Consider the following 12,670-nt stretch of genomic DNA (forward strand, 5'->3'; position numbering starts at 1 on the left):
TATTGCTAAAGGTTAACTATGCTACCCAGTGAACCTCCTCGCAGCACCTCCTGCGGAGCGGGATATGCAGCGCTGACGCGCTGCATAGTGACGCCCTCCGCTTCGCTTCGGGCGTGGCTCCGCTAACGCTCCGCCAGATTCCCGCGCAAGCACGGGAATTGAATTCCGCAAGCGGAATCCTGAATGCGCGTCAATTCGCGCAAGCGCGAATTGAGGGAATCCCGCTTGCGGGATTCCTGGAGCTGGCTACGAGGGGAGGTGCACCATGCGCGGGCCTGCGTGGTGTCTGGAATTCCCAGCCACCACACAGGTAACGGAGTTGACGGACCATCCGGCCGGACGGGTGCCGGCCTCGATGTAATGACGGGTTCCGCTGCGCTCCACCCGAACCCCTCCTCAACTCCCGGAACGGCCCGATCGCGTTCACGAGTGCCTTGTCAGCATACAGGACAACCGGCCGCGATGGGGTGAGAAACAGTCATCTACCATCCTGTGGCGGAAGGTTGACGCAAGAGCGATGCATCACGGTGATGCACTGTGTAGAGTCTGGGAACCATTAGCACCACCTGCGGCCCATTTGCTGATGGGCATCATCCATACGCGCGGAGATTTCAGATGCCTGATCAGAACCACTGGATGGTTCCCGCTGTCGAGAGATGGACGCCTGTACATGAGGCCGTGGAAATGAGCGAATACGAGACGCTCACCGTCCTGTTAGATGCTGGAGCGGATCCTGACGAGATCTGTTTTGGTCACACGCTGCTGACCCATGCCATCGAGGTCGAAGGAGACAGTCATCTTCAGTCGGGTCATCGGTTGAACACGGCTGCTACCGCGATCCTGCTGACCTACGGGGCTGATCCTCGGTTGCCGGCCCCGGGTGGCGACACGCCCTTGCAGGTCGCGCGCTCCTACGACCATGAACTGGCCGAACGGCTCCTCCTGCGCTGGCTGGCGCGTGGTGAAGAGGCTGGGACCGGCAGGGAAAGCGAGGAGCGGTCGTGAAGCTGAGGAATCACCAGGTCGAGGCCGTTGACGCCATCGTGCGAGGCCTGGACGTGCCTTCGGGCGGTATCCCCGCACAGGGCCTGCGCGGACAGGTCCATGCGGCGTGCGGAACGGGGAAGACCCTCATGGCCGCGGCCGCGGCGCAGCGGATGGTGCCCCGTGGGCGGGTGCTGGTCCTGGTGCCGACGCTGGATCTGCTGGCACAGACAGTGAAGGCGTGGCACGACGCGGGCCACAAAGGGCCGGCCGTTGCCGTCTGTTCGCTCCAGGACGACCCGGAGCTGTGGAGCATGAAGGTGCGCGCCACCACGAACCCGATCCAGCTGGCGCTGTGGCACGGTTCCGGGCCCGTGACCATCTACGCCACCTACGCGTCGCTGGGCGTGCTGGCGGAGGCGTTCGAGGGCGTCTACGGCCAGAAGTTGGCCCCGGTGGACCTCGCGGTGGTTGATGAGGCTCACAGGACTTCGGGCTCGATGGGTAAGGCGTGGGCGGACATCCACGACCAGACCGTCATCCCCGCCTACCGGCGGCTGTACCTGACGGCCACGCCGCGGATCTGGGAGGAGCGGCTCAACCGCGAGGTCGCCGAGGAGGTCCGTGACCCGCTGCCGCGGGAGATGGCGGCCTCCATGGACGACGAGAAGGTCTTCGGACCCGTCCTCTACAAGCTCTCGCTCGCATCTGCCGTGTCCCGGGGCTTGTTGGCGCGGTATCAGATCATCGTGCTGGAGCTGAGGGATCTGGTCGTCACCCCGGAGCGGCTGATGGGTGAGGAGCGGCGCAGCGAGGAAGTGCGTGGGCAGCGGCTCGGGGCTTTGCAAGCCGCGCTGCTGCACACGATGGCGCAGCACAATCTGCAGACGTGCATCACCTTCCACCACCGGACCATCGAGGCACAGGCGTACGCGGAGGGCCTGGAGCGGGTCGCGGCGAAGCTGCATGCCGACCAGCCCGAGACGTATCCCAAGCGCATCTGGGCGGACTGGCTGTGCGGCGAGCACATCCCCGAGCGCCGCCGGGAAGTCCTCGGCTCGTTCGGGACCACGGCGCAGCGGGCCGTGCTTTCGAACTGTCGTGTCCTGGGTGAGGGCGTCGACATCAGGGCCGTCGATAGCGTCGCCCTGTTGGACCCCAAGGGCGCGCCGCACGACATCGTCCAGGCCATCGGCCGGGCGCTTCGACAGAAGCCTGGACAAGGCAAGCTCGCCTCTCTGATCGTGCCGGTATTTCTCCAGCCCGGAGAAAAGCCGGAGGACATGTTCACCTCGGGGTCCTACCGACCCCTGGTGAAGGTTTTGGAGGGTCTGCGGGGCCATGATGAAGAGGCCGTGGAACTGCTCGCGATTCCACAGGCGCCGCAAAAGGACGTGGCGCAGCCGTCCGTGCATATCGGTGTCGCGCCAGAAGAGGGCGAAGAAGAATCACGGTTGCTGCTCCGTTTTGCCGCCCCCAGGGATCCGGTGATGGTCGCGGAGTGGGTCAGCTTCAACGTGATCGACACCGAACGCCAGGACTGGGCCCGCGGCTGGGCGGCACTCAAGAAATTCACCGAACGCGAGCGGCACGCCCGAGTGCCCTACGGACAGCGCGAGGGCGCGACACCACTTGGACAATGGGTCGCAGAACAACGACGCGCCTACGCAGCCGGACAGATGACCGGCCAGCGCGCGAGGCGACTGGAGCAGCTCGGCATGGTCTGGTCGCTGGCCGATGAGCGGTTCCAGGAGAACCTGGAAGCCGCAAAGGCGTACTACGACCAGCACTGGACGCTGTGCGCGCCCCGGTCCGCGACCATGCTCGACCGGCCCGTCGGGCAGTGGCTGTCCAACCTCCGCCGCCCCGGCGCCCTCGACGGCCACCCCGAGTGGAAGACGGCGCTCGAGGAGGTCGACGAGGACTGGAACCCGTCGTGGCCGGCGGAGTGGCAGCGGCACTACGCCGCACTGCGCGAGCTGGTGGCCGACGAAGAGGGCCAGGCCGACGTCTTGCCCGGCGTCACCGTCCACGGCATGGACATCGGGAAGTGGCTGGCCCGGCAGCGGACGCCAAAGTTCTGGCAGGCCCTGACGGACGGGCAGCGCGAGCGCCTGGAGCAGCTCGGCATCGTGCCGCTGGCCTCGGAGCCGGATGAGCCCGCGAAGCCGTCCACAACGCCAGCAGGGGCCTTCCAGAAGGGCGTGGCGGCCCTGGCGCAGTACAAGGCCCGCGAGGGCTCCCTGACCGTCCCACGCGGTCACGTAGAGGAGCTCCCGGACGGAACCCAGGTCCGGCTTGGAGTGTGGATCATGAACCAAAAAGGCCGCCGCGGGAAGCTCACCGCCGACAAACTCCAGCAGCTCGCCGACCTCGGACTCGAATGGGCGAGGGCGTAGAGGCCCGCGCGGGTCCCAACCTTCTTGAGAAGGGTTCTGGGCTACGCGATGCCGGCGCCTGCCCATCGGGCCCGGTTGGGCTTCGTGTCGGTCTCGCATCCAACCGCCACGTTGGGCATACTGGACGGCAGGTCCGGCATGCCCAGATACACAGGGCGCCGGAGAATGGAAAAGGGAAAGGGTTAGGTAGAGGCTGAGTGAATCGGCAGAAATGGGTTTTGAGCACTCGTTTCATTAACGAGTTCTAATAACCCAGCCTGCCCAAAAAGCCGCTCAAGACCTCCCTCACCAGATCAGCCGAGTAACCCTCCAGGCTGCAATCGCACTTCTCAGGCTGCCCTTAATAAAGCTGCTCTGAAGACCCACCGGCCCGCCCAATGGCGGTGCCGGTGGTCGGCGTGCCCGCACGCTGTGGCGCTGTGCGTCGTCTCCTGTCCACTCGCCGTCGGCCAAGGCCCGGCTTGTCAGGCACGAGGCGGCGGGGCCGCTCTGTGCCAGAAGGGCGTCCCCAGTGACTCCGTCTGCTCTCGGTTCCCTGACCGGCCTCTTCGCCGGGCTGCCCGCAGCCTTCGCCGGAGCCCTGAGCGGCGCCCCGTGGTGGGCCGTGGGGGTGATCTTCTTGGGTGCGTATCTTGTCCTTCCGATGACAGGAATGCTCCTTGAACACGTACGGCATCGAAAAGGGAACACGGTAGACGAGAAATTCGTGGCGGCACTGGACGAGATAACTGATCCAGAGAAAAGGATCCAAGCGATTATCAATTACCGACAAGCCACTGGAGCGCCACCGCAGCCACCACCTGACCCTCCGCCGGGTTCCCTGCCACCCCACCCCTCCGGAGGCGCCGGGAGTCCCCCTCCGCCGCCAGCTCCCTGAGAGCCCTCATGGACGGCTGCGCCCCGACTGGCCGTGGGGCTGGCTGGTCCGTGATGGCAAGGTGGCCGCACCCTCGTGCGCGCGGTGGGCATGCCGATGCTCGCCCAGGGGCGTCACGCGCCGGACGCAACGGTCCCAGCACAGCGCGGCGGCCATCGCTGGGGAGTGGTTTCGCGTCGCCCCCTTGGCCACGGAGACCACATCGTCGCTGGGTCTGCCGCATCGCGAGCCGCTACGGGCTGGAAGCGAAGGTGCTGCTGGCACTGGCGCAACTACCCGCCCCGCCACGCTCGGAGTCTGGATCATGAATCAGAAGGGACGCCGCGCGAAGCTCACCGCCGACAAACTCGCCGCGCTGGGATTGGAATGGGCCAAGTAAGGTTAAGGAGTGGGGTAAGTTTTTGGTTAAGCAGTATCGGGTCCTGACGTGAAGGTGCAGGTAATGGCATCTGAGGAAGAGCTGTTCGCGTCCGTCGACGCACTGTTGAACGAGGAGCCGCACCTCCCGCCTCCGGCGGAGCGTGCCCGGCTGCGTGAGGCTGCCGGCATCACCCAGGCCCGGCTCGCCACCGCGTTGAAGACGACGACCCAGTCGGTGAAGAACTGGGAGAACGGCCGCAGCGAGCCGAAGTCGCCGCGGCTGGATGCCTACCAGCGGCTGCTGAACGGGTGGGCGGCGAAGTATCCCGCCCCCGGTGCAGCCCCGGCAGCCGCGCCGGCGCCAGCGGCGTCCAGTGAAACGGCCGCGTCCGAGATGAAGACGGCAGACGCCCCGCAGGCTCTCGCCGTTCCAGCCACGGGGCCGGCCCGTCCCGCCACCCCGCCGGCCGCGGCATCGCGCCGTCCGGCCGCGAAGAAAGCGGCTCAGCCCGCAGCCAATCCGGGCTTCCCGCACGGCCCGCTCGCGGTCCTGGACGGCGACGGCTGCGCGTACGGCACGGGCGGCATCGTGCTCGACTGCCCCGCGACCACGGTGGTGGAACTGGTGGAGTGGACGCTGCGCGAGTCCGGCCTCGGTGCACCGCGCCTGCACCGCAACGGCAAGGACAGCGACCCGCTGATCGTCCTCACCGCCACAGCCGCCGTGAAGCTCGGACTGCCCGAGCGCCTGGAAGGCCACGAGCAGCGCCGCTCCCTGCGTCTGCCCGAGGATCATCCCGTGGTCAAGCAGGTGGTGAAGGCGAAGTGGCGGCTCACCCAGCGCGGGTTCGGCCCATGGGCGAGGATCTACCGCAAGGCGCAGGGCCGCGAGCGGCAGTGCGTGCAGCTCGCAGTTCTGTCCTGGGACGCACTCGATGAGCGGTCCTGGCCCGGCGTGACGGAGATGGAGCCGGCCGACGTCGCCCGCGTCCTCGGTGTCTACGCCACCCGGGTCATCACCCCGCGCGGCTCCGCCGCCGTTTCAGGGCTGGAGCTGATGACCGCGCTGCGCCCGCCCACCCGCGCGGTGCGCGACGAAGCGAGCGGGAACTGGGTGCCCGGCCACAACCCCGGCTCGCTCGGCACGGACCCGATGGACCCGGCGCCGCCGGAGGCCACCCCTGAACATCCCGTCGTCGTGAACTCCGGCTGGAGCGGCGGCTTTCTCAACGAGGAGGCGTACCAGTGGGCGCGGCCGGTGGACCTGCTGAGCGATGAGGAGTGCACGCTGCCCTTCGCGGTCGGCCTGGATCTGAACACGGCGTTCCTCGCCGCCGCGGCCCGCCTGGTCGTCGGGCTGTCGGAGCCCGACCACTTCCACGCCCCGGCCTTCAGCCCGAAGATCCCCGGGAGCTGGCTGGTCGATGTGTCCCACGTCGAGGTGGACCCGCGTCTGCCCTCGCCGTTCACCCCGGACGGCACCCGGCCAGCGGGACCTGCCTGGTACCAGACGCACACCGTCGCCTACGCCCAGGAGCTCGGCTACAACGTGGAGCCCATCGAGGCGTACCTGCGCCGCGAGACCGGCGCGTACCTGGACCCGTGGCACGACCGGCTCAAGAACGCCTACGTCGACACCCTCACCGACCTCGGCGTCACCAAGGACCTGTCCAACCGCGCCTTCCTCGCCGCGATGGAGCGGCACAAGGACGTCGACCCGGCGATGGCGGCCATCCTCGCCGCCATCAAGGCCACCGTCAAGGGCGGCATCGGCAAGCTGCGCGAGCGCCCGCAAGGCAAGAAGTACAAGGAGGGCGAGCGGTGGCCTGCCCTTCAGCGGCCGACCTGGCGCCCCGACATCCGCGCCGCCGTCATCTCCAAGGCCCGCATCAACATGCACCGCAAACTGCGCAACATGGCCACGATGACGGGCCTGTACCCGCTCGCCGTACTCTCCGACTGCGTCGTCTACCCCTCGCCGGGGGAGAGCCCGCTGGACTTCCTGCCCTACGCCGCCTCCGGCAAGCCCCAGCCCGGCGGATTCCGCCTCGGACCCACCCCGGGCCTGGCGAAGCTCGAGGGCGTCCAGTCGATGCTCTGGGCCGTCGACCTGATGGAACAGGGCTACAACCCGGCCCGCCACATCAAAGGCGGCGACGCCGTCCTCGACGAAGGCGAGTAGGCCAGTGCCCAACGTCGGCCCGGTGCACAAGACCTGGACCCCGCTGGTCGCCACGGGCGGCCAGAACCCCACTGTCGAGAAGGGCTGAGCCGTGGCAGAGATCGAGGACGCCATCGAACGCGCCGACCGGGAAGCCTTCACCCGCCAGCCACCCAAGACACTCCAGGCACGCATCAACTTCCTGATGAAGCAGCTCAAGACGACCAAAGCCGTTGCCCAGGAGATCGGGGTCAGCCAGCGGTCGGTGGAGCGCTACCGCAAGGGCGAACGCAAACACCCGCCAAAGGCCATCGCCGAACGGATCGAGGACGCCGTACGGCAGCGGTGGCAGCCCCAGGTCCGCAGACGCCGCCGCAAGCAAGCCGCCACCACCACGGGCATCACGGTGGAGACGAGGGCCAGGTTCGGCTACACCGCACCCATCGGCGCCACCGACGACGGACGCTTCCGCCGCCTCACCGTCCACCTCCCCCCCACCTACGCACAACGCCTCTTCGACGCCCGCAACACAGGCGCCAACGACCAGCAGATGCGCGCGATCATCGCCGAAGGCTTCAAAGAGATCTACTTCCAGGACGGCGGAGCCCGCGCCATGGGGCTCTCCGACGTCACCCTCAACGACATCGACTACCTCGACCTCGACTACTAACCTCACACCCGCCGGCGGGCCCAGCACCTCGACTGAGCCGAAGCACGATGCTTGTCACCAAGGCAGGCGGGTTGTCACTTCGCGTCCGTGGCTGCCTCGGTGCGACTTCCGCAGTGGATGGCATCGGGTCCGATCGAACTGACACTGGCCTGCGCCTGCCGAAGGCGTCTGTGCCCCTTACCCGGCCTCCGAACCTGACGGGCAGACTGCGCTCATGCAGCTCCCCGCCGAAGCCGTTACCGCCACCGTGCTGATCGAGGTCGTGCGGATCTCCGCCCTTCCCGCCAGGCGGGACGTCCCGTACCCCTGCACGGCGGTTGCCCACTGGGCCGGGAGCGAGGCCGACGCCGCCCTGGCCTTGATCGAAAGCCTGCCAGGCATTGAACAGCACCGTTGCGGCTTCTCGCCGGGCTGGAGCGTCCGGGCATACGACGACTCTCTCGATCTGGCGCTGTTCGAGGCGGCGTTCTGCTTCACCTGCCACGAGGTCCGCATGCAGGGAACCGCGGTGCCGCCCGCTCTGGCCACTCAGTTCTTCGACCCGGGCGCCCTGCCGGCCCGGACCCTGCTGTCTCTCTTCCGCAAGAAAGCTCCGTAGCCGACCGACTGGATGAGCATCACGACAGAGGCCCAGGACGCCTCCGTGCAGCCCGTCGGCCGCGTCATACGTCCCGCTCGTCGGCCGGATCGCCGCCGAGGAATCGGTCGAGGACGTGTTCCCCTCCCCCGCCAGCTCGTCGGCGACGGTGAGCTGTTTGTGCTGAAGGTCGTCGGTGACTCGATGAGCGAGGCCGCGATCTGCGACGGCGACTGGGTCACCGTCCGCCGCCAGCCGTCGCCGAGAACGGCGACATCGTGGCCGCCACGCTCGACGGCGAGGACACCGACAAGCGCTTCAAGCGTGAGGAGGGCCATGTCTGGCTCCTCCCGCACAACTCGGCGTACGAGCCGATCCCCGGCGACAACGCGACGTGGTGGCGGTACTGCGCGCGTCTAACAGCCGCGGCGGGCCAGTGTTCCGGGCGGGCTGAGCCGGGCCCGGGTTATGGCCGTCCGCCTCGACCACCTCGCCGAGACCCACCACCGCCCCCGCACACGAGGCCGCTAACCCCACCACCCCGCCAGCACAAACAGCCTTGACCAGCACAAACACCAGCCGGTCCTTTTCACGCTAGAGCTACCTACGACAACCCAAGCCAGGCTCAGCACACAACACACAACCCCAGCTCACACACCCCGGCCTCCCCACCGAAGCCGTCCACCCCGCCTCTCAACGAACCAACAACACACCAGGCCAACCGCTGCCCCATACACCAACAAGCCCCCCTCCGAGCGTCATCACGGATGCCTGGGGTGTGCCCCGCTACACCTCTCCTTCGATCTTCGCGACCGACGCCCTCAGCGCCACTACCCCCATGACCGCCAGCCAGTAGAGCTCGCACCGGCTCGCGGCTGGGTCACCTTGTGGTTTAACGTCTGTGCCTGCTGGTCGATGGCAGCCGGGGCTTGCTGATTCCGGGCTGAGCCCGCAGCCTGCGAGGATCGCTCCATGACAGGCACTCACCTGAAGATCAAGGACCTCATCATCGACTGCGTTGATTCGGAACGGTTGGCCTCGTTCTGGGCTGAGCTCCTGGGTAGACCGATCGCGACGAGGACGGGCCCGTATGTCTGGCTCGCGCGTGGCGATGGTCCGGGGGTGGGCTTCCAGAGTCGCTGAGGCAAAGACCGGCAAGAACCGCATCCACTTCGATGTTGCCTCGGAGGACCCGGCTTCCGAGCAGGTGCGAGTGGAGGAGTTGGGTGGTCGGCTGCTCGACCAGTATGCGGCTGGAGACTTCCTGGTCATGGCCGATCCCGAGGGGAACGAATTCTGCATCATCCCGCCAGGGCCGTTCGATGTCGACGATGACGGGCACGCGAGCTACCTCGGCGGCTGAAGCGCCTGTTGAGCTTGCCGACCATCGGCGCCGGGCGAAAATCCAACTCGAACTTGATCGCTCACATGGGTCGAGTCCAACGAGCGGGTGCGGGTGCGGGAGATGCTCACCTATCTCGGCGTCGTTCTGCCCCGGTTCACCTCCCCTGCGCCCGGTGCTGGGCCTGCGGTGCGCACTGCGCGCCGATGCCCGCGGACATGTCCAACTGCCGGCGGAGCTACCGCGCGGCATGCGCCCGCGCGGGCACAGGGAGCTGTGGCAGGAACTGACCCACGCCGACCTGGAGCCGCTGGCCGTCAGGTCCGTCCCCATGCAGGTGCGGCTGCTCGATGCCGCGGTCCTGGACCAGGCACCCGTCGCCGTGCCCGCTGCCGCGCCGCCCACCGGGCCCTGCACCCCGCACCGTTGACCCTGCCGACCGCACCGCCCGCCCTGCGGCTGACCACCCTGGTACTGGCCGCACACACGTCCGCCGATGCCGAACACAGCACCGACATGGACATCCTCGCCCGCCTGTGCGGGCACTCACCCAGCAGACCGGAGAACTTCTCGACCGGCTGGTGACCACACGCACGCTGCAGGCCTGGCATCACAACCGGGAGACCGACGAGGCCTTCTGGCAACTGCCCCAGCCCCGTGTACGAACCGGCCCTGCGGTACAACCCGCAGGTACCAGGCCCCGCGGCTTTGAGGCTGGCCTCGGGCAGAGGTCATCGCATGAGTGGAACAACCGGCTCCGTCTGTCCGTACTATCTCAATGCCAGACACCTTGCGGCAATAACGGCGCCACTGCAGCGTCGCCAGCACAACCCAAGAGGGATGCGGCCCCGCCCGGAGCCGCCCCGCAGAGCCTGTACCACGACGGCAAGCCGAGGAAAGGTCGACACCATGTCCGAGAGCACGACCACCACCACTGAACTGACATCGCACTACATCGCCCAAGTGACCGGCGACCTCGAGCGCAACCTCAAGGAGCAGGAACGCATCAGCGCGGAAATCACCGCCCTGCAGGAGCAATTGTCCGCCCTACAGCAGGACCACACCGTGCTGGTGAACATGCAACAGGCACTCGGCATCCCGGAAGCACCAGCCGAGCCCGCGGACGCGCCCGAGAACGCCGCAGTGCCCTCCCCCCGGAAGAAGACCGACGCCGGGCCGAGCGGCAAGCGGCAAGCCAGGAAGACCACGGCCGCGCAGGCAAGCCCGACGGCCAGGAAGTCCGACGCCAAGAAGCCCCCGGTCAAGGCTGCGGCCGCCGCGAAGACAGCACAGCCCACCCTGGTGGAACTTATCCGCCGCCATCTCACCGAGCAGGGCGAACCGCGCTCCGCGGTGGAAATTTCCACCGCGCTCAGCCAGGCCCATCCCGAGCGCGGAATCAAGACCAAGGTCGTGCGCGTCACTCTCGAAGGGCTCGTGGCCAAGAGCCAGGCTCAGCGCACCAAGCAGGGCCACTCGGTCTTCTACACCTCCCCCGAGGCACCGGAACCGACAGCTCCGCTTCCGGCCGAGGCGCAGCCCGAAGGCGCCGACCGCTGAAGCCACGGGGCACAGCCGCACACCACCATCGTCGGCATCCGCTGCCGCCCTAACCCGCGCGGCACGGCTTCGACCTCACCGGATTCGTTCTGCTGAGTTGGGTGTTCACCGGAGCCCCGACCGTCATGGCGACGACCCAGAACAAGCTCTCTGACGACATACCAAATCTGACCCACTCTTGCGCCCTTTGCCTTGAGCCTGACCTTGTTGATCAAGGTCAGGAGAGAAGGGCAACCCACGTGGAAGACTGTGCAGAGATCCGCAGGCCGCACCAGGCGAGCAGATGTCGATCAGGGCGATCGCGAGGCACCTGGACATCTCGAAGAACACCGCGAAACGCGCGCTGGCCCATGACAGTGCTTGCTAGTGGCCCTCGCCATCTGTGCCAGGTGGCTGACAACTCCTGGAGATCCACCAGGTGGACCTCGGCGGCGCCTTCCTGTACGGCGGCGACGGCCTCGTCCGGCATGACGGGCGGCTCTACGTGGTCCGCGGCGGGCTCTCCCCGCAGAACCCGCAGCCGCAGGTCTCGGTGCTGCGGCCGGCCGAGGACTGGTCGGCCGGCCGAGGTGGAGTCCGTGATCAACTCGGACTTCCTGCATCCCAGCACCGCGCGAGTGGTACGTGGCCGGCTGCTGGTGGTCAACAGCCAGTACAACACCGGGCAGACCGGTGGTCAGCCGGAGCTCCCGTTCTCGATCTCGGCCATCCCGCTCGGCTGACGCCGCCCGTGGGATTCATCAGGTTCGCGTCGCTCAGCTGGTCGGCTGCCTCCTCGCCGCCAGCGGCGTTGTCTTCGGAATGACTCGCACATCGCAGGGACCGAGCTGACATGCCCACCAGGCCAACCGCGCCTTCGGAGGCATGCTGATGGCCTGGGTCTCCGGACGGGACGCCGTCCGCCGCGTCTACGAACGACCGCTATGGCAGTCCCTGCGACGCCTGGCTGTTCTGGCAGGCCAACGGCTCCTACTGAGCCGATGCCGTTGAGGCCGCTCAACCCTGCGCAGCTCCTCACCGTTCTGCGGTGAGGAGCTGCCCCATGTGGGTCGGTCGGGACGGGGCCAGAGGCGCGGTGGGGAGAGACGGGTGAAGAGGATGAATCATGTTGCGAGTGCCTCGGTGGCTCGGGTCGGCCCGGCGCCGCACTGACCCGGATGGGAGAGCAGTTGGGCGAGCGCCACGCCGATGCGGAGAGGCAGAACGCTGACATCCTGCAAGGGAGCGGCCTGTTGGTCAGGCCGCACCTGGCCAAGGAGGTTGGCACGGATACTGCCGGCCAACCCCGCACAAGCGGCTGAGGTTGCTGAACGTGAACTCCCGAGCCGGCCGTGACGCCGTTGAGGGCACCATCGTGACGGCTTGAGGTGAACCAGGGACGTGTAGCCGCCGTCGACCAGGTGCTCGGCGGGCAGCAGTCCACGACGCGCCAGGCGCGTGTGAATACCGGGCAGGGCCTGGGCGTCGTTGGTGGCGGCCGAGGCGGTGGCCACATCCGTGATCACGTTGACGCCGTCGGAGGCGCACGTCTCGGTGACATGTGCGGCGAATCCCTTCCAGCGGATGATGTGCCCGTGCCGGACGTAGCGTGCCGTGATGTCGTAGGGAGAGACGATCGCCAAGGAGGAGGGCAGCAGGCCGCCGTCATCAGCGGTGCGCCAGCGCAGGCCAGCTCCGGAGGCCGGGAGCCCCATTGCGGGCCACGAAGAAGGTACTGACTTCGGCGTCTTGGGGTCTGGA

At 67.6% G+C, this 12,670-nt stretch carries 10 protein-coding genes and 2 pseudogenes; 11 read left to right on the plus strand and 1 reads right to left on the minus strand.

What is annotated here, in order from left to right; genetic code table 11:
• Positions 1-615: 615 nt before the first annotated feature.
• From QQY66_RS49255 to QQY66_RS49305, 11 genes and pseudogenes are all read left to right on the plus strand, one after another.
• Positions 616-1,005, plus strand: a complete 390-nt coding sequence (locus QQY66_RS49255) for an ankyrin repeat domain-containing protein (protein ID WP_301987872.1) — start codon at positions 616-618, stop codon at positions 1,003-1,005.
• Positions 1,002-3,383, plus strand: a complete 2,382-nt coding sequence (locus QQY66_RS49260; protein WP_301987873.1) for a DEAD/DEAH box helicase — start codon at positions 1,002-1,004, stop codon at positions 3,381-3,383. The genes QQY66_RS49255 and QQY66_RS49260 overlap by 4 nt, the downstream gene beginning before the upstream one ends.
• Before the next feature lie 1,319 nt (positions 3,384-4,702).
• Positions 4,703-6,802 (plus strand): DNA-binding transcriptional regulator, encoded by a 2,100-nt coding sequence (locus tag QQY66_RS49265; protein WP_301987874.1) that lies wholly within the window; start codon positions 4,703-4,705, stop codon positions 6,800-6,802.
• Between the two features lie 91 nt (positions 6,803-6,893).
• Positions 6,894-7,451, plus strand: a complete 558-nt coding sequence (locus tag QQY66_RS49270) for an XRE family transcriptional regulator (RefSeq protein ID WP_301987875.1) — start codon at positions 6,894-6,896, stop codon at positions 7,449-7,451.
• Positions 7,452-7,665: 214 nt separating this feature from the next.
• Complete coding sequence (locus QQY66_RS49275) at positions 7,666-8,049, plus strand: hypothetical protein (protein ID WP_301987876.1); 384 nt, start codon at positions 7,666-7,668, stop codon at positions 8,047-8,049.
• Positions 8,050-8,107: 58 nt separating this feature from the next.
• Positions 8,108-8,423 (plus strand): annotated as a pseudogene (gene lexA, locus QQY66_RS49280) (transcriptional repressor LexA); the annotation flags it as partial.
• Between the two features lie 577 nt (positions 8,424-9,000).
• Positions 9,001-9,391, plus strand: a pseudogene (locus QQY66_RS49285) (VOC family protein).
• Positions 9,392-9,545: 154 nt separating this feature from the next.
• The gene (locus tag QQY66_RS49290) at positions 9,546-9,800 is read left to right on the plus strand and encodes a hypothetical protein (protein ID WP_301987877.1); all 255 of its coding nucleotides are present in this window, start codon (positions 9,546-9,548) and stop codon (positions 9,798-9,800) included.
• Positions 9,797-9,955: a hypothetical protein gene (locus QQY66_RS49295; protein ID WP_301987878.1), complete on the plus strand. Its 159-nt coding sequence runs from the start codon at positions 9,797-9,799 to the stop codon at positions 9,953-9,955. Before QQY66_RS49290 ends, QQY66_RS49295 begins: the two co-directional genes overlap by 4 nt.
• 324 nt (positions 9,956-10,279) lie before the next feature.
• Positions 10,280-10,930, plus strand: coding sequence for a hypothetical protein (locus tag QQY66_RS49300; protein WP_301987879.1), 651 nt, complete (start codon positions 10,280-10,282; stop codon positions 10,928-10,930).
• 578 nt (positions 10,931-11,508) lie between these two features.
• Complete coding sequence (locus tag QQY66_RS49305) at positions 11,509-11,652, plus strand: hypothetical protein (RefSeq protein WP_301987880.1); 144 nt, start codon at positions 11,509-11,511, stop codon at positions 11,650-11,652.
• A gap of 381 nt (positions 11,653-12,033) precedes the next feature.
• Here QQY66_RS49305 and QQY66_RS49310 read toward each other — a convergent pair whose 3' ends face one another.
• The gene (locus QQY66_RS49310; protein ID WP_301987881.1) at positions 12,034-12,624 is read right to left on the minus strand and encodes a hypothetical protein; all 591 of its coding nucleotides are present in this window, start codon (positions 12,622-12,624) and stop codon (positions 12,034-12,036) included.
• Between the last annotated feature and the right edge of the window lie 46 nt (positions 12,625-12,670).

This window comes from Streptomyces sp. DG2A-72, from assembly GCF_030499575.1.
Taxonomy (GTDB): Bacteria; Actinomycetota; Actinomycetes; order Streptomycetales; family Streptomycetaceae; genus Streptomyces.

Bases quoted from the DNA above. Each gene is read 5' to 3' on its own strand.
- QQY66_RS49310 (WP_301987881.1), bottom strand. From the start codon at position 12,624: ATGGGGCTCCCGGCCTCCGGAGCTGGCCTGCGCTGGCGCACCGCTGAT.
- QQY66_RS49275 (WP_301987876.1), top strand. From the start codon at position 7,666: ATGCAGCTCCCCGCCGAAGCCGTTACCGCCACCGTGCTGATCGAGGTC.
- QQY66_RS49265 (WP_301987874.1), top strand. From the start codon at position 4,703: ATGGCATCTGAGGAAGAGCTGTTCGCGTCCGTCGACGCACTGTTGAAC.
- QQY66_RS49300 (WP_301987879.1), top strand. From the start codon at position 10,280: ATGTCCGAGAGCACGACCACCACCACTGAACTGACATCGCACTACATC.
- QQY66_RS49255 (WP_301987872.1), top strand. From the start codon at position 616: ATGCCTGATCAGAACCACTGGATGGTTCCCGCTGTCGAGAGATGGACG.